Annotated in this window: 16 protein-coding genes and 1 riboswitch; of the genes, 4 read left to right on the top strand and 12 right to left on the bottom strand. The window is 40.8% G+C overall.

The genetic code is table 11. The features are described 5' to 3' along the window. Positions 1–92 precede the first annotated feature (92 nt). Positions 93–1,544, top strand: coding sequence for an amino acid permease (locus tag J7I96_RS07370; RefSeq protein ID WP_251029114.1), 1,452 nt, complete (start codon positions 93–95; stop codon positions 1,542–1,544). A gap of 49 nt (positions 1,545–1,593) precedes the next feature. On the opposite strand, the gene J7I96_RS07365 is transcribed toward J7I96_RS07370, so the two are convergent. From J7I96_RS07365 to J7I96_RS07335, 7 genes are all read right to left on the bottom strand, one after another. Further along, on the bottom strand, positions 1,594–3,273 hold the full coding sequence (locus J7I96_RS07365; protein ID WP_214773059.1) for a glycoside hydrolase family 13 protein: 1,680 nt from the start codon (positions 3,271–3,273) through the stop codon (positions 1,594–1,596). Between the two features lie 84 nt (positions 3,274–3,357). Beyond that, positions 3,358–4,440, bottom strand: coding sequence for a Ger(x)C family spore germination protein (locus tag J7I96_RS07360; RefSeq protein ID WP_214773058.1), 1,083 nt, complete (start codon positions 4,438–4,440; stop codon positions 3,358–3,360). Further along, a complete protein-coding gene (locus tag J7I96_RS07355; protein WP_214922672.1) occupies positions 4,437–5,537 on the bottom strand; it encodes a GerAB/ArcD/ProY family transporter in 1,101 nt (366 codons plus the stop codon). Before J7I96_RS07355 ends, J7I96_RS07360 begins: the two co-directional genes overlap by 4 nt. A 23-nt stretch (positions 5,538–5,560) precedes the next feature. Further along, positions 5,561–7,072 carry a spore germination protein gene (locus J7I96_RS07350; RefSeq protein WP_251029113.1) on the bottom strand — a complete coding sequence of 504 codons (1,512 nt, stop codon included), beginning with the start codon at positions 7,070–7,072 and terminating at the stop codon, positions 5,561–5,563. Between the two features lie 142 nt (positions 7,073–7,214). Next, entirely contained in the window at positions 7,215–7,739 is a 525-nt protein-coding gene (locus J7I96_RS07345) for a YhcN/YlaJ family sporulation lipoprotein (protein WP_214773056.1), read from the bottom strand. A 54-nt stretch (positions 7,740–7,793) separates the two neighbouring features. Next, the gene (gene sugE, locus J7I96_RS07340; protein ID WP_063595816.1) at positions 7,794–8,114 is read right to left on the bottom strand and encodes a quaternary ammonium compound efflux SMR transporter SugE; all 321 of its coding nucleotides are present in this window, start codon (positions 8,112–8,114) and stop codon (positions 7,794–7,796) included. Positions 8,115–8,162: 48 nt separating this feature from the next. After that, positions 8,163–8,261: riboswitch (guanidine-I (ykkC/yxkD leader) on the bottom strand. 40 nt (positions 8,262–8,301) lie between these two features. Next, positions 8,302–8,631 carry a DUF948 domain-containing protein gene (locus J7I96_RS07335; RefSeq protein ID WP_214773055.1) on the bottom strand — a complete coding sequence of 110 codons (330 nt, stop codon included), beginning with the start codon at positions 8,629–8,631 and terminating at the stop codon, positions 8,302–8,304. A 118-nt stretch (positions 8,632–8,749) separates the two neighbouring features. Here J7I96_RS07335 and J7I96_RS07330 point away from each other — a divergent pair, with 118 nt between their 5' ends. Together J7I96_RS07330 and J7I96_RS07325 are read left to right on the top strand one after the other, a co-directional pair. Further along, on the top strand, positions 8,750–8,929 hold the full coding sequence (locus J7I96_RS07330) for a hypothetical protein (protein ID WP_214773054.1): 180 nt from the start codon (positions 8,750–8,752) through the stop codon (positions 8,927–8,929). Positions 8,930–9,336: 407 nt separating this feature from the next. Further along, positions 9,337–9,957: an RraA family protein gene (locus J7I96_RS07325; protein WP_214773053.1), complete on the top strand. Its 621-nt coding sequence runs from the start codon at positions 9,337–9,339 to the stop codon at positions 9,955–9,957. A 54-nt stretch (positions 9,958–10,011) separates the two neighbouring features. Here J7I96_RS07325 and ltaS read toward each other — a convergent pair whose 3' ends face one another. The 5 genes from ltaS to J7I96_RS07300 form a co-directional block, all read right to left on the bottom strand. Then, entirely contained in the window at positions 10,012–11,979 is a 1,968-nt protein-coding gene (gene ltaS / locus J7I96_RS07320) for a lipoteichoic acid synthase (protein WP_214773052.1), read from the bottom strand. Between the two features lie 1,066 nt (positions 11,980–13,045). Beyond that, the gene (locus J7I96_RS07315; RefSeq protein ID WP_214773184.1) at positions 13,046–13,990 is read right to left on the bottom strand and encodes a siderophore ABC transporter substrate-binding protein; all 945 of its coding nucleotides are present in this window, start codon (positions 13,988–13,990) and stop codon (positions 13,046–13,048) included. 212 nt (positions 13,991–14,202) lie between these two features. Further along, positions 14,203–14,961: an iron ABC transporter ATP-binding protein gene (locus J7I96_RS07310; protein ID WP_214773051.1), complete on the bottom strand. Its 759-nt coding sequence runs from the start codon at positions 14,959–14,961 to the stop codon at positions 14,203–14,205. Next, positions 14,955–15,902 carry an iron chelate uptake ABC transporter family permease subunit gene (locus tag J7I96_RS07305; protein ID WP_214773050.1) on the bottom strand — a complete coding sequence of 316 codons (948 nt, stop codon included), beginning with the start codon at positions 15,900–15,902 and terminating at the stop codon, positions 14,955–14,957. Before J7I96_RS07305 ends, J7I96_RS07310 begins: the two co-directional genes overlap by 7 nt. Then, positions 15,895–16,845, bottom strand: coding sequence for an ABC transporter permease (locus J7I96_RS07300; RefSeq protein WP_053536781.1), 951 nt, complete (start codon positions 16,843–16,845; stop codon positions 15,895–15,897). Before J7I96_RS07300 ends, J7I96_RS07305 begins: the two co-directional genes overlap by 8 nt. Positions 16,846–17,110: 265 nt before the next feature. Between J7I96_RS07300 and J7I96_RS07295 the strand changes: the two genes are divergently transcribed. After that, positions 17,111–17,452 carry a DUF1450 domain-containing protein gene (locus tag J7I96_RS07295; RefSeq protein WP_214922673.1) on the top strand — a complete coding sequence of 114 codons (342 nt, stop codon included), beginning with the start codon at positions 17,111–17,113 and terminating at the stop codon, positions 17,450–17,452. Positions 17,453–17,671: the final 219 nt, after the last annotated feature.

Raw genomic sequence — 17,671 nt, 5'->3', positions numbered from 1 at the left:
TAAACGGGTTTATTATAAACAGCCGTCGATCTTTTTCGACTGCTGTTTTTTTATTTTTCGTTCCCTTCCAATAAAAAGGAGTGTAACATCAATTGTCAAATTCACAATCACCAACAAGCCCTACTGAACTGAAAAGGAGCCTGAAAGCGCGTCATTTAATGATGATTTCATTAGGTGGAACGATTGGAACAGGTTTATTTTTAGCAAGTGGCGGGGCCATTCATTCAGCCGGTCCCGGCGGGGCCTTAGTGGCATACGCGGTCATCGGCATCATGGTTTATTACTTAATGACAAGTCTTGCAGAAATGGCGGCGTTCATGCCAGTGGCCGGTTCGTTCCGTGTCTATGCATCCAAATTCGTCGATCCGTCTTTCGGTTTTGCGATTGGTTGGAACTACTGGTATAACTGGGCAATCACCATTGCCGCCGAATTGGCAGCCGTTGTCTTAATTATGAAGTTCTGGTTCCCGGATAGCCCTTCATTTATCTGGAGTGCCATTGCGTTAATCACTATGTTTCTTATCAATTACATGTCAGTTAAAGGTTTCGGAGAAACGGAATTCTGGTTTGCCATGATCAAAGTCGTGACAGTCGTCATTTTCTTGATTACGGGTGTTCTGATCATTCTCGGAATCATGGGTGGGAATGACCCAATCGGTTTTTCCAATTTCACAATGGGCGAAGGTCCCTTTAACGGAGGGTTCTTCACGATTCTAGGCGTATTCATGGCTGCCGGCTTTTCATTCCAAGGAACGGAATTGCTTGGAGTGACTGCTGGTGAAAGTGAAGATCCAGAAAAAAATATCCCTAAAGCAATCAGATCCGTTTTCTGGCGCATCCTCTTGTTCTATATCCTTGCAATTTTCGTTATTGGAATGATCATTCCGTTTACGGATTCACGTTTATTGAGTCAAGATGTTGCCGTAAGTCCATTCACGCTTGTATTTGAACGGGCCGGCCTTGCATTTGCTGCATCCATCATGAACGCGATCATTTTATCATCCGTACTCTCTGCCGGTAACTCTGGCATGTACGCTTCAACCCGTATGCTATGGGACTTGGCACGTGATGGGAAAGCACCGAAATTCCTAGGCAAGTTAGATAAAAGAGGAGTACCGGTGAATGCACTTATCGTGACTTCATTAGTTGGCTGCGTTGCATTCTTGGCTTCATTTTTCGGTGATGGCGTCGTTTATATCTGGTTATTGAATGCTTCAGGCATGGCGGGATTCGTCACCTGGGTAGGGATTGCGATTGCCCATTATCGGTTCCGCAAAGCCTATGCAGCTCAAGGCCTTGATTGGAATGACTTACCATTCCGGGCAAAAGGCTTCCCATTCGGGCCTATATTCGCACTTGTCCTTTGTATTATCATTATCATCGGACAAGGCTATCAGGCTTTCAGCAGCGATGGGATCGACTGGAATTCAATGTTCGTTTCCTACATTGGCTTGATTCTATTTTTCGTCCTATGGTTCGGCTATAAAATTAAACATAAAACGAAAATCATTCCGCTTGAGGAATGTGACCTTAAATCAAAATAATACGCAAAGGACCTGTTCTTCCCTAACCGGTGAAGAACAGGTCCTTTTTTCATTTCAAATGATAAACACGGCATTCATATGGTTGCAGGGGTTTGCTGGAGACTCCTTCTTCCTCCTGATCATAATTGCCGATCAACTTTGTGGCAGAATATGCATGCAGCTCTTCAGGCAAAGTATAAGAGGCCTGCTCTTCTTTAAAGTTGCATAGCACCAACAGCTTTTCTTCTTCCAACGATCTCGTGTAGGCAAATATTCGTTCATCATCCGGCAACAGCAGTTCAAAACGGCCATAAACGACGATATCATGTTCCTTGCGCAGTTGGATAAGCTTTTTATAAAAATGAAAAATGGAATTCGGATCATTGTAGGCCTTTTCTGCATTAATCTCCGGAAAATTGGGATTAACCTTGATCCAAGGAGCCCCTTTCGTGAATCCTGCGTTCCGGGAGTCATTCCACTGAATCGGTGTCCTCGCATTATCCCTGCTGCGGGCGTGGATGGCTGACATCATCCGCTCTTTCGACCAGCCATGAGAATGGATGAGTTCGTCATATGAATTCAATGTTTCGATATCCCGGTATTCATCGATGCTTTCAAATGCAACATTGGTCATGCCCAGCTCTTCCCCTTGATATATATAAGGTGTACCTTGCAGCATATGAAGACAAGCGGCAAGCATCTTTGCGCTTTCGATACGATACTTTGCATCATTACCAAACCTTGAGACAACCCGGGGCTGATCATGGTTGTTCCAGTATAAACTGTTCCAGCCATCCCCCTCCAAACCAGTCTGCCACTTGGAGAGGATTCGCTTTAAATCGGTTAGCTTCCATTTATCGTCACTCCATTTACCTTCTGGTCCCTTCCCCAAATCCATATGTTCGAATTGAAAGACCATATGTAGCTCACCACGATCTTTACCTGTGAACAATTGCGCTTCCTCCGGTGTGACGCCTGGCATCTCCCCAACCGTAATCACGTCATGTCCGGAAAGTGCCCGTTGATTGATTTCCTGCAGAAACTCATGTATGCGCGGGCCATTCAGGAAAAAGGGGCTTCCATCACCATACTGCTTCTCATGCTGAATGGCTCCATCTGAATAGCTTTGATCTTTTGAAAGGAAGTTGATGACATCCATCCGGAAGCCATCGACACCCTTATCCAGCCACCAAGTCATGATGCTGTAGATTTCTTCGCGGAGCTTAGGGTTCTCCCAGTTTAAATCCGGTTGTTTCCTGCTGAATAAATGTAAATAATATTCATCGGTTCTTTCATCATATTCCCATGCTGAACCTTTAAAAATGGATTCCCAATTATTTGGCTCTTTTCCATTCCTGCCAGGTTTCCAAATATAATAATCGCGTTTTGGATTATCTCTTGAGGATCGGGATTCCTCGAACCATGGATGTTCATCTGAAGAATGGTTGACCACGAGGTCCATCATGATCTTCATTCCACGTTCATGAACGGCCTTCAACAACCTATTGAAATCAGCCATTGTCCCGAATTCAGTCATGATTGCTTTATAATCACTGATATCGTATCCATTGTCATCATTGGGAGATTGATAAACCGGGGATAGCCATATCACGTTCACACCCAGCTCTTGTAAATAATCGAGCTTCATCAAGATCCCGTTTATATCCCCTATCCCATCGCCATCACTATCCATAAAACTCCTTGGATACACTTGATACACAACCGCCTCTTTCCACCATGCTTTGTCCATGCTTTTCCCCCTTTTTAGCCGCATTGACACAATCCTTACACCAATACCCTATTATAAAGGGGAAAACTCCAGAATATTCTATTTTTATTCAGCTATTCCCGTTTGAATCATTTCAATATCCAGATCGACCTCGATTGGAATATCGGGATATGCCTCCTCCCAATGTTTTTGATCGAAATTTCTTGTTTTGCTTTTAGCATGATCACCGAGTGCAAGCGGATCTATATGGTTCTCCTGAAACATGGTTACCATCTCATTTAATTTTTTACCAATGACTTGCTCGGCCCTGACCTCTATTTTTTTCAGGTCGACCGCTTTGCCCAAGTCATAGCCCTGTACCTCTAGCAGACTCGCTTTCATTTTCACATCAATCCTGACCTTTGGGTCTTGATTGGCATTCGAAATATGATAATGGACACGTGACTCCACGTTATTGATATCGGTAGAGTCATTTTCCTTCCATTTAATTTCATAACTCCCCAGCTTAAAGTTTTCACTAAGGACTTTATATAAAAAGCCATCTTCATAAGGGATATATTTACCGATATAACGATCCTTTTTAAACAAAGCGATCCCTTTTACCCGTATTTGATCTCCTGCTTTTTCCAATAAGGGCAAGACCGGGTCGATTCCTTTACCATGACACGCATATAAATACCTGTGAAGATCTACATCAGGCAAATTGGTCCTTATATTCTGTTCTATCAGCTCCTTCACTTGAACCCCGGGAGTTTTAATCAACTTTGGCTCGATTTTAACTACATCCTCCGCTTTTCCATGAACGACCGCCAAATACAAATCCCTTCCCACCATTGGGTCACGCCTATATGTATCGACATAATCATTCAACCCCTTACTTGCCAATCCTTCACCATATAGAATGGCTGTCAGCCTCCCGCCGACAATCGGATATGGTGTTTTTGCATTTTCCTGCTGGCGGGCTGCCTTTATATCATGGGAGTTCGCTTCATATACTTCTTTACCCAGATTTTCTTCCTCCCCAGGCTGGGGAACGCTGACAACAACCGTACCTTTGATTTTTTTATTTTCGGCATCATCATAACCTACGACTTCAGCTATTAATATATCTTCTAATATTTGCTTTTCCACGCCGCACGCCGCCATCAAAAAGCTCGCTAATGTGAATAAGAGAATTTTGATTTTCATGATTTATGACCCCTGACTTTATAAACGATCGACTGCCATATGAATAAGAGAGGAAGATACAAATAAACGATATAAAAACCAATTTGCGAACTGATCGTGTTAAACTTATCGATCCTATAGCGGTTATCCAAAAAAATGCAGGAAACCAAGATGATGATAAGAATGAGAACCAACATCTTTTTCTGTCTGAATCCGAATACTCTCTTCGCTGTCCTGCTTGCTGCCCAAACCCCTAGGCAAACATTCGGCAGCACCATGAACAGCCAAACGGAAATCCCTATGTATTCGAACCTTTCGATGAATGGAAGGTCAACTATCTTCCATAACGTCAAAGTTGCCCAGATTACATCTTTGAGTTGATCTTGATGATAGTAGGCCAACGAAACAAGTATGGATACAACATATATCACCATAGTAAACAACGCCCCTAAATGGGCCCATTTTTGAGATTTTTCACGATTTTTAATGAAAGGATAATAAATGAGGAGTAATTCAAAACCAAGGTAATTCAGGGTCATTTTCTTACAGGCCTTCATGATTTCCAAAAAGGAATGGTCAAGCAAAGGACCCAAATTTTCAAAGTGGGCGTACTTCAATGGGAAATAATTCAAAAGGAATAATGGCGATCCGATAATAAGCCCGATTATGCAAAAACCGGTAATGACCCTGAAACCACCCTCCACAAAGTTATACACGAGAAGAAGAATGATGGTCATCAGCATCAGGACATTGACACCGGGGAACATCCAAACCTGAATGACTTCTAAATAAGTCCTGATAAGAATGATGGAAATCATGATAAAGTAGAGGATGAATAAAATATTGAAAGCATTCCCTACCCCTTTACCGAATAAATCCTTATGGATGGCAACCAAATCAAGTGTTTGGGGGCCCCTTCCCAATAGCTTGAAGCACATCCAAAGCAGAACATTTATGATCAATCCTGATATTATGACCGCTATCCATGCGTCTTGGCCAGCCTCTTTCGCTATGATCCTTTCAAACCCCAGTATCCCAACTCCAATCTGCATGCCTGGCATGAGGAAAAAAACAAAAAATGGAGATATTAATTTTGTTTCATTTGGTTTGACTTCCATTCCTTCTCACCGCTTTCTACACCTTATTCATCAATATCATTATGGGAATTTCGCGTTTCTGCCTCCTTCCTTATCCTTAGTGGATTTTCCGTCCGCAGAAATTGCGGGCGTTTTTTCTGCTTTGAAAAAGGGAGGCGGATCAGACTATCTTTAAAGTCATGAATTCTTAACGGGTAAAGCGGGTCTAAATAAGGACTGCCAAGCGAAGTCAATTTCAATAAATGACTTAAAATGAATGCACTGCATAAGGCAATTCCAAACAGCCCGTATAACTGGGCGGCAATTAGAAAGGGAAAGCGGATAAGGCGAATCGTATTGCTGATTTGGTAAATCGGCACCGTAAATGAAGCCAAGGCAGCCAAAGCGACAAGCATCAACAAGACATTACTGACAAATCCCGCTTCCACAGCGGCTGTACCGATTACTATACCGCCAACAATACCGATGGTGGAGCCAACCTTGGCAGGCAGCCTGACCGCCGCTTCCCTCAGCAATTCGATCGTCCCTTCCAGCACGATCGCTTCCAAGATCGGCGGAAAAGGGATCACTCCCCTGGATGATATTAAGATTGGCAGCAAATCCGTTGGGATCACTTGATAATGATAGGTTAAAACGGCCACATACAAAGGTGATGACAAAACGGAAAACAGCACGGCGAAAAGCCGAATCAAACGGAATGAAGTACCGAGATTCCAAATTTGAAAATAATCTTCAAATGACGAGAAGAATGAAATGATCGTATTGGGACCAACCAATGCATGAGGAGATCCATCCAGCATGATCCCTATTTTCCCTTCCGATAATACACTGGCCAGATGATCAGGCCGCTCCGTATCAATCAATTGCGGGAACATCGAATTCCGATTATCCGTGATCATCTGGCTAACGAACGAAATATCGACGATCGTATCATATTCTATATCTTCTATTCTCTGTATGACCGTCTTGATGATCTGTTGGTTTACCACCCCATCTATGTAGAGTACTGCTATCCTTGTTTGTGAGATGCTACCGACCCTAAATTCCTTGGCCTGCAATTCAGGAGTGGGCAAGCGGTTACGGATCAGATTCAAATTCGAATCAAGCGATTCAACAAACGCCTCCTTTGATCCAACGACCGTATACTCCGACTCAGGTGTGGAAATTTGCCTTTTCACACTGTGAACACACGGAATGAGCAAACACATTTCATCATCTTGCTTGTACTGAACCATGATCGATCCTGCCAAAACCAATCTTTGAATGTCCCTTAAATCAGCCGTCAATTTCATATCTTCCATCGGAATATCGCCTTTTAGTTGCTTAAGGACTTTCTTTGGTTGCTTCGACATGACCGCCAATACTTGTTCATGGAGCTGTTGTACACTGACTAGTGAATTGAAGTAGGAGATGATATAGCCATCATCATTCGGGAATTGGAAGGTAAGAAAATCATCAGATGCTGTAAACTTTTTAAGGAGTTCCTGAAAATCCTTGGAAGTAACCTGAAAGGATTCTGAATCCATTTCCCTCTTGCCCTTAAATAGCCTCACCATCCCACCCCCAATTCAAAGTTTTTCGTTCATTCGATTATTGTAACCACCCTATTTAAAGTTAGTCATCTTCCACAGATATCTTAAAAATAGGAAAAGACCTATCCGGAATCCACCGGATAAGTCTTCCCTCCTTAATTTTCAATTATCTTGGACTTGGAAAGATCCGTGTTACAAGTTCACGGAACTCTTCAGCAAATCCTTCAACGGGTTTTCCATTCTCGATATCATTCGCATACCTATCCATTCTTTGGACAAAGTCCGGATTTGCCGACACATAAACTTGGTCTACAGATGGATCCGCTCCCCTTACTGCATCAGCAACCCTTTCTTTAAGGTCATTCGAGATATCCTTTTCCCCGCCGTCTTTTAATACTGCGCCTACATAGGCATTATTTTCAGTCACGATGACATTTGCTTTACTTACTTCCTTCAAAGCTTCGACTCGTTTTGAGATATCCTCGGAGACCCTCATACCGTTTACGCCATTATCATTATTGTCATTATTGACATTTTGCCTTGTGTCGCTTACATTCATCGGATTATCCAAATTATCCTGATGAGTACGATTCAGGCCAAGATTTTCACTGGCATCTTCGTTATCATTCGTTGCACAACCTGTAATCACTAAAGCCATCATTGCACTTGATACTATCGCTTTATAGTTCATATTCTTCACTCCTCAAAAATCATTTAACATTACTATTTGCGAGGAGTGGGCAGATTATTCAGAAGAAGTGACCTTCAAGCCGATAATTCCAACCAAAATAAAACCGACGAATACCAACCGCATCGCATCCTTAGGCTCGTTAAAAACGATGATGCCTACCAGAACAGCCCCAAGAGCCCCTATTCCCGTCCAAATTGCATACGCTGTTCCCATAGGCAGAGTTTTTATCGCCGATGACAAAAAATAAAAACTAATAACCATACCAGCAATCGTTATGATAGAAGGTAATAATTTCGTAAAACCCTCGGTATACTTTAGACTTGTCGCCCACACCACTTCAAATAATCCTGCAATCACCAATTGAATCCAAGCCATCTTTTTCCCCTCCAATTACAGAAAAAGCCCGGGAGGTCATCTTTCATGATCTCCCGGGCTTTTTTCCCTCCGTGTACGCAGATTCCTGCGCGTTTCTCTTGGACCATTCCGGTAACATCCAACCGAGGAACCCTAGAAACATAGTATTTCCATACTATATCATGTACATTTCAGTTCGGTCAAACACTTATGCATCGCTTCTGTTTCTAAGCTTCCACTTGTCACCTTTTATTGAAAACCAAATATTCTTAAAGGGTTCAGGTATTTCTTTAGCCGCCTCCACGGTATATTGGACAGCCTCTTTTTTATATTCAACATCTTCAGTGATTTCCTGCTGTGTCATGGCGAGTTGGTCCGTTTCGGATTTAATCTGGTCCGTTTTGGCCTGGATGCGAGTAACGGTTTGAGTCACATTTTCAATGGTCGGTTTGGAATCCTTAAATGTTTTAAAAGCAAAAAACGCTAAATAAATAATCGATCCGATAAAGAGGGCAAGACTAATATATACAATGACCACCTAGATTCCTCCTTTTATTTTACCTTTACTATACCCGTAATAATTGAGCAGAAAACGAATCCCCATGTATTTTCTTTTATGCCTGGTCATATTATTGAAAGTAAAAGGAGGAATGAAAATGAATCAAATGCCTCTTCTTAAAGCCTGTTTTAAAGCTGGAATCCACTTTATTAGACATATGACCATACATCAGGCTGCCACGATTGCAGGAATCATTTTTTTAATCATTCATCCAGAAGTTTTCAGCCCCCTTTGGCTAACATTGGCAACATCCGTCTTGATTCTGCTCCTGCTTTGAAGATTGTAAGTATCCCCTGCACACTGGCTGAGTTATGGATTTCTTCGCTGACACCCCCATCCAGATCAGAAAAAAAATTCTGAGGATATGCACCAGCATTCTCCCCTTGCTTCAGAAGAATGTTCTCCTGTACGGATCAAACTGCCATGGAGACCCGAACATTAATATTGCTAGGAATGTTCCTATGCAGGGTTTCAACCTCTTCAAAACGATGAAATAAAGTTTAATCAATCGATTGATTAAAACGGAATAGGACTTGAATCCCCTTGTGACACCTGAGCTTCCCTCCCCTTCAGATGTTAATTACACTACACTTACCATTTTATCAAACGGAAAACTATTAGAAAATTACGAAATTTGTGTATAATTAGGCTATATTCATTAACTCTTAAGGAGGAATCATAGTCATGGATAATCTTATTCAACAGTTCAGGAATTTGCCCACCACGGCGATTTCAGATGCAATGGAAGGGTTGAGCAATCTGGATTCGGCAATAAAACCCTTAAAGGAAGAATTTCGTATGGCCGGACGAGCTTTGACCGTACAGATTCCCGTCGGTGATAATTCTGCCGTGTTAAAAGCAATCGGTGAAGCCAAGCCTGGGGATATAATTGTCGTTGACAGCAAGGGTGATACATACCGGGCCATAGCAGGAGACTTTGTTGTCGGCATGATGCAGACGATGGATATTGGCGGCCTCGTAGTTGATGGGGTCATTCGCGACCTTGAAGCCATTAAAGAATTGAATTTCCCTGTATTCAGCAAAGGGACGACGGTTGCCTCTAGCGGCAAGGCAGGTGTAGGCGAAACCAATGTGCCCATATCCTGTGGAGGTGTCACCGTATATCCAGGGGACATCATCATAGGGGACATAGATGGAGTCGTGGTCGTGCCCAAAGATAAGGGTGAAGAAATCCTGGTCAAAGCAAAGGATAAAATCCTGAAAGACGAACAGCTTGCTGAAAAATATGCAGGGAAGCCTGAAGAAATCAGAAAGTATATTGCCATGATGACCAACAAAGGATGACGCATAAAAAAACAGGCAGGAAGCGCTGGCTTCCTGCCTGTTCATTCATTAGCCTTATTTATCGGACTTTTCTTCCTTCGAACCTTCTTCATCATATGTGTAATCATAGTCAGCTGGATCAATCGGTTTAAAGCCGTTTGGAGTATAGAAACGGAGTAAGTCGCCGTTCACTACTTGGTCGGATAAATTGAGCATCGTTTCAGCCCTCTTTTTATAATTGAGGATGGCATCATTTTCCTCGACCAATTCTCCCGTTTTAGTATCGTAGTATTTCCCTTTAATGGAAGTGACATCCGGTGTTACAAAATCACCATTCCTGAAAGGTACCACTTCATTATGATCTTTTGACAATAAATCGGAACCGAATTGTACATAATCTTTAGATTCAATTCCTAACAGATGCAATAAAGTCGGGAGAAGGTCAATCTGTCCTCCGTATTGGTGCATTTCCCCGCCTTCAACACCTGGAACATGAATCAATAATGGTACACGTTGCAATTGGGCATTCTCAAATGCACCAACATCCTTGCCAAGCACTTTTGACATGGCTTCTTTATGGTTTTCGGAAATACCATAATGATCACCATACATAACGATTACCGAGTTATCATATAGACCGGATTCCTTCAGATAATCGAAAAACTCCTTAAGCGCCTCATCGGCATAGCGAGCAGTTTGGAAGTAACTATCAACGGAAGCATCACCTGTCGTATGCTTACCGATTGTTGCTTTTTCCTGGTCCATTGCATATGGGAAATGATGAGATACCGTTATGAATTTTGTATAGAAAGGCTGTTTTAGCGTTTCTAACATTGGAATCGATTCCTTAAAGAACGGCTTATCCATTAATCCATAACTTAGTACTTCCTCTTTATTTTCCATATTATAATGGTTAGCATCAAAGAACTGATTAAAACCAAGAGACTTATACATATTATCCCGGTTCCAGAAAGATTTGTAATTACCATGGAACACAGCAGATGTGTATCCTTGTTGTCCTAAAATAGCTGGTGCTGCTTGATACGTATTTTGGGAACGGTTTGTGAATGCTGCCCCCTGCGGTAAGCCGAACAGGGAATTTTCAAGCATGAATTCAGCATCCGCTGTTTTACCTTGGCCTACTTGATGGAAGAAATTATCAAAGTGCATGAAATCGGACTTATCTGCTGCAAGTGAGTTCAAGAATGGAGTTACTTCTTCCCCATTCAACTTATAATCGATAAGGAAATTCTGCATCGATTCCAAATGCAGGTAGATGACATTCTTGCCTTTGGCTGCACCAAAATACTTAGGATTCGGCTCAGCGCTTGTTGCCTTCGTATAGTTGACGACTTCCGCGATATCCGTGCTGTTTGCAGTCGCACGCTGGGCGTATGTTTTAGTATTCTGAACGGCGTCATAAACCGTATAGTTGAACATGCCCAAGTATTTGACGATATAGTTCCGGTCGAATGTCCTTGATAACAATTGCGGGCGATCCTTTTCAGCAAGTCCCAAATTGATGGCGAAAATTGCCAGTCCCGCCAGGTAAACCATTCCAACTGTACGGCGTTTGACTTTGAAGTCTTCCACTTTAAAGTCTTTGAATCTGTACAACACGATCAAAAGAACCGTATCAAGGAAATACAATACATCATGGCCTTTAAATAATTCTAAAATACTCGGTCCCAAATCCCCGGCGTTTTGCACTTGCGTCAAGGTTGGCAATGTAATGAAATCGGTAAATGACCGGTAGTATACAATATTGAAGAATAACCATAAGGACATCAATAGGTTCAACCTGATGATCCATTTAAATGATTTTTTGCCTCTAGCCAATAATGCCAAACCAAAGAATAAAATGGCTGAACTAATCGGGTTTATAAACAGTAAGAACTGTTGCAGGCCATTTTCAATACCTAAGTTAAATTCAACTCGATATCCAATATAAGTTTTAATCTGAAACATAACTACTGCAATAAAGAAAAAGCCTAGTATGTTATCTGCAAATAAATGCCGGCTTTTTTTGAGAAAATTATTCATGCTTTCACCTCTATTAATCTAGTGGTTTATTTATATAAATTCTTACAAACTTACAAAAGACGGAAAATCGGAAACCTTATAATAGCATTCTTTCACTTGGATAGTCAAGATTGTGAAAAACCACCTTTTGTCACATCCAAAACTCTTATATCCAGAACACTTCTTTAGCTTATGAACAAGCCTTTGAAAAAATAACAGAGTTTCGCCCGTCTCGAATGTTCAGCGAACCTATAACAAATATATAGGAACTACATGTCTTAATCCAATAAATATTACCGTAATTTTTTGGTGTGACTGCGAATGGCAGTCACTAAATATTTTAACGTCCTTCAGGCTTTTACCATTATAAACGACTCTTTATAAAAAAACCAGCACATTACAAAATATGTAAGGATATAAACCTTCAATTATTGAAAGCTATGGTTATATCCCAGGATTTTTTTCCCGATAATTCGACAGCTTAAACTGGATTGCCGGATACATGGATGCTTTTCTCACCCGCACTGTTGATACCCCGTGCCTGTATAAGTTTGACCGTTAACCATTGCGTCCTGCCACCCTAAAGTCCCATTAAATAACAAATGGATTACACGAAGTATCGACATCATTCCCCTCGGCTTTTTTATTCAGCTTTTTTCAAATAACTTATCCTAAAAAATTAATCCACCCCGATAATTTGAAGTGGAGATCATATTATTTTTATCATCCATAATAGATGCAATTTCCCAAATTTAACATAGATTGCGATTTCAAATCCCTCCTGGTACCGAAAAGGATGCAAAAGACAATATAATAGGAAGAAACTGAATTTTTCATTTTGGATGGAGGGTCATATTCTTACGATCGCAGCCCATATAAGCCATAGTGGCGGCAACAGCGGAATATGGACCTTGTCCTTTCCCATTCCCCTTAATTGGGGTTGGGGGCGCCTTATTATAAGCTTACCTGTGTTTTCAGGAATTCTTTTCTTCCCCTTTGTTAGTATATTTATTTGATCCAGGTTTATTATAAAAAATAAAAAATCCTGCCCCTCGATCGAGGACAGGATTATCTTTAATTATTTAAATTACTTAATGCCTTCTGAAACTTCTTTAACCATGGCGTCGACAGATTCTAAACCGCCGCCTGATAAGTACCAGTAGTTAGGGTCTAGATAAATGATGTTGCCTTCTTTAAATGCCTTTGTATTTTTAACAATGTCATTTTCAATCGTTTCTTTTGCTGCAGCTCCATCACCGGCAACCGCATCTCTGTCTACAACGAATAGGTAGTCAGGATTTTTTTCAGCAATGTATTCGAAAGAAATACTTTGACCATGTGTCGATACTTCCAATTTATCATCCACTGCAGGTACTCCGAATACATCATGGATGATTCCAAATCTTGAATCAGGTCCGTAAGCACTTACTTTTCCGCCGCTGGCAAGAACGATTAAACCAGTTTTGTCAGTCGGGGCTTTTTCTTTCAAAGCATTGATGTTTTCTTCAACACTTGCCAATTTTTTAGCGGCTTCGTCTTCTTTATCGAAGATTTTACCCAAAAGTGTTACGTTTTCTTCAAACGATTCCATATACTTTGTTGTATCCACACCTACAAAAACAGTAGGGGCAATTTTACTTAATTCTTTATATGCTTCGGATTGACGGCCAGAAATAAGGATTAAGTCTGGAGCAATTTCATTGATTTTTTCGAAGTCAGGCTCTTTTAATCCACCGGCATTTTCAGTTGTACCTTCATATTTAGAAAGGTATTCCGGAAGTCCATCATGAGGAACAGCTGCTACTTCCACACCTAATTTATCAAGAGTATCAAGAGTACCCATATCGAATACAACGACTTTTTCAGGGTTTGTTTTCACTTTCGTTTCGCCTAGTTGGTGCTTAACCGTAATCTCTTCGCTTTTAGCACTTTCCTTTTTCGTGCTTGATTCTTCTTTTTCCTTATCTGATCCACAAGCTACAGCCACTACAGCCAGCATTGCAACCAAAAGCAGTAAGGATAATTTCTTAATCATTATGGTCACCTCGAAAAAAATTTTTTATTTAAAATTACATATTGAATCCTCACCATCACAGAGTTCACCTTCAACACTTTTCCTGCCAGATGAACAGGAGGCGGCTAAAGTCATGGGCGCCCGCCAACTCTTAACTGCCTAAGAAGCGTACGAGGTGATTTCTGGACAGCTATGAATACTGAAGTAATTTAAAACCAAATGGAATTGTCTTACGTGAAGTACACACAGATCTTATTGTCATTGATACTTTGGATTTCAATATCCATATCATAAATTTCCTTTAACACTTTGGAATTGATGACTTGTTCGGTAGGCCCATTATGAACAACCTTGCCATCCTTCAATGCGACGATGTAGTCGGAATAACAGGATGCGAAATTAATGTCATGAATGACGATGATGACCGTTTTCCCCAATTCATCGGCCAACCTCCTCAATACCTTCATGATTTGGACGGAATGCTTCATATCAAGGTTGTTCAGGGGTTCATCAAGAAGCACATACTCCGTGTTCTGGGCAATGACCATGGCAATGAAGGCCCGCTGTTGCTGGCCGCCGCTAAGCTGGTCAAGGAACTTATCCTGCATGTCAGCAAGTTCCATATATTCAATCGCTTCATCGACGTATTTCCAATCCTCTTTCGTCAGCTTTCCTTGTGAATAAGGAAAACGGCCAAAGGCGACCAGTTCACGAATCGTTAAACGGATATTGATGTGGTTAGCCTGCTTTAAGATGGCAATCTTTTTCGCAAGTTCATTGCTATTGAATTTCCCCATATCCTTACCCTCGATAAGGACTTCTCCTGAATCCCGGGTAATGAGACGGCTGATCATCGAAAGAACGGTACTCTTCCCCGCTCCATTGGGACCGATGAAGGATGTGATTTTCCCTTTCATTATTTCAATGGAAACATCCTCGACAACCGTTTTATTATTATATTTTTTGAATAAATTTTTCACTTCTACCATGATTTATTCTCCTTTAATAGAAGATAGATGAAATAGACACCGCCGACAAAGTTGATGATGACACTTAAGGTCGTGGAAAACGTAAAGATCCTCTCTACAATGAATTGGCCGCCGACCAAGGCAATCACACTGATTAGCATTGCACCCGGGAGGATATGTTTATGCTGGTAGGACTTAATGAATTGATAAGCCACATTTGCAACAAGCAATCCGAGGAACGTGATCGGACCGATCAAGGCAGTCGAAATGGAAATTAAAACCGTAACGACGATTAAAACCCGCTTCGTGACAAAATCATAATTCACACCCAAGTTTATGGCTTGGTCTCTCCCAAGGGACATGACATCTAAATACTTCAAAAATCTCATGAAATATATCATTGCCGCAATCATGAGGATAATAGCTAACGTTAACAGGTCCGTGTTGACATTATTGAAGCTGGCGAACATTTTATTTTGAATGATTTGGAATTCATTCGGGTCAATCAATACCTGCATGAATGAAGACATGCTGCCGAATAAGGTTCCGAAGATGATACCGATCAGCAATAGGAAGTAAATATTGCGGTTTTTCTTGAACATGAACTTGAACAGCAGGCTTGCAAAAATGAGCATGGCCGCAAGTGTAATCAGGAAATTGAGATTTTTATTCATGATCATGATATGCGTTGAACCGAAGATGAAAATCACTCCCGTTTGAATCAGCATATACATGGAGTCCAACCCTAAAATGCTTGGCGTCAGGATTTTATTATTCGTGACCGTCTGGAAAATCACTGTTGAAAAAGCAATTGCACAACCAACCACGATGATGGCGACGATTTTTATGACCCTTCTCGGCAGTGCATAATCCCAATTCGGGCCAAGGTCCCAAAAGATATAACCTGCCGTTAAAGCGGCTGCAAGAACAGCCAATACAATGATCCTAATTTTATTATTCATATGCCTTTCTCCTCAGTATCAGATAGATAAATACGGCGCTTCCTATCACACCAACCACGAGTCCGATCGGGATTTCAAATGGATATATGAGGATCCTGCCCAGAATATCGCAGATCAATAGGAAGACTGCCCCTAGCAATGCTGTATGAGAAAGACTCTTTTTCAAATTGTCACCAAGGTAAAGGGATACAATATTTGGTACGATCAAACCTATGAAAGGAATCGTTCCCACCGTTAACAAAACGACAGTGGAGGATAATGCCACGATGATCAATCCAAAATTGACTATAAACTTATAATTGAGTCCTAGATTGATAGCAAACTCCTCTCCCATCCCTGCCACAGTGAATTTATTGGCAAAGAAGTATGCGAGAATGACTAGCGGGATACTTAGATATATAAGTTCGTACCTTCCCGACATGATCATCGAGAAATCACCATTCATCCATGTGTTGAGGCTTTGAATCAAATCATATTTATAGGCAAAGAAAGTCGAGATCGATCCTACGATATTACCAAACATCAAACCAACCAATGGAATGAAGATCGTATCCTTATATTTCACTTGATCAAGAATTTTCATGAACAAGAATGTACCTGCCAAAGCGAATATGAAAGCGAATGCCATTTTCTCAATGAGTGCTGCCGAAGGAAAAATGATAATGGCAAGAAGAAGTCCCAGCCTTGCAGAGTCCATGGTACCGGCAGTCGTCGGGGATACAAATTTATTGCGGCTCAATTGCTGCATGATCAGACCGCTTATACTCATCACAATACCGGCAATGACTATGGTCACCATTCTAGGGAAACGGCTTTGCAGCATGATTTGCACTTTATCATCACTTAGATTCAATAAATCCAGGGGGGTAATATCTTTTACACCAATGAATAATGACGTAAATGATAGAACAATTAACGCCATGACTAAATATCTTATCTTCATCTACATTTCCTACTCTTCCTATCTCACTTTAATACAGCGATAATATTTTTAATTAAATATATTTGAATAAAGACTATCAGTAAGTCACCTATTGAAATGGGACTCATTAAGTTGCAATAGTTACAAGGATCTTCCATTCATGATAATGAGATTCATTATCATTCATTCTTATTCTATCATTTCTTGGACATGTGTCAATATACACAAGGGAATTACTTGATATTCTCCCGATAGTCAAATTGTAATGAATTCGGATGAACCAATCATGCATTTCGTTTCAGAAAGTGATAAAATCAACATAACAAATATTTACTCTTCCAATGAAAGAAGCGATATGATGAAAAACTTGTTATCCAAAGTGTTCTCAAAAAAGGCGAAAATCCAGATTGAATTTTGCCAAAATAATCTTGACCGCTTCCTTAATGAACAAACAATTGCCGATTATGGTAAGTTCTTAGAGAATCCAAGGATTGAATATAAGGAATATGAATGTTTGAGTGAGTGTAAACTTTGTAAGAAAACCCCTTATGCGAAAGTGAACGGCCAGATAATGAGCGGTCAAGATTCACAGGATCTTTTAAATAAGTTATATGATGAATTGAAATGATACGGGCCAAGCAAATAGTTGATCTGTATCATTTTCACTTTCCACCTGTAATTATACAGAATACAGGTGATGAACATCTATTAAAAGGATTGCGAATTTCACCATGGAATCATTAATCTGGTCGTTACTTCCTGTTTTTATTTCAATTGCTCCAAAATCGAAGTTGATTCTAATCATACTTCTGCTTTTGTTTAATAATTAACCTATCTCACGAATCAA

The sequence above is a fragment of the Bacillus sp. ISL-78 genome, assembly GCF_018613455.1.
Taxonomy (GTDB): domain Bacteria; phylum Bacillota; class Bacilli; order Bacillales; family DSM-1321; genus Peribacillus; species Peribacillus frigoritolerans.
This window is presented reverse-complemented; position numbering and strand designations above follow the sequence as displayed.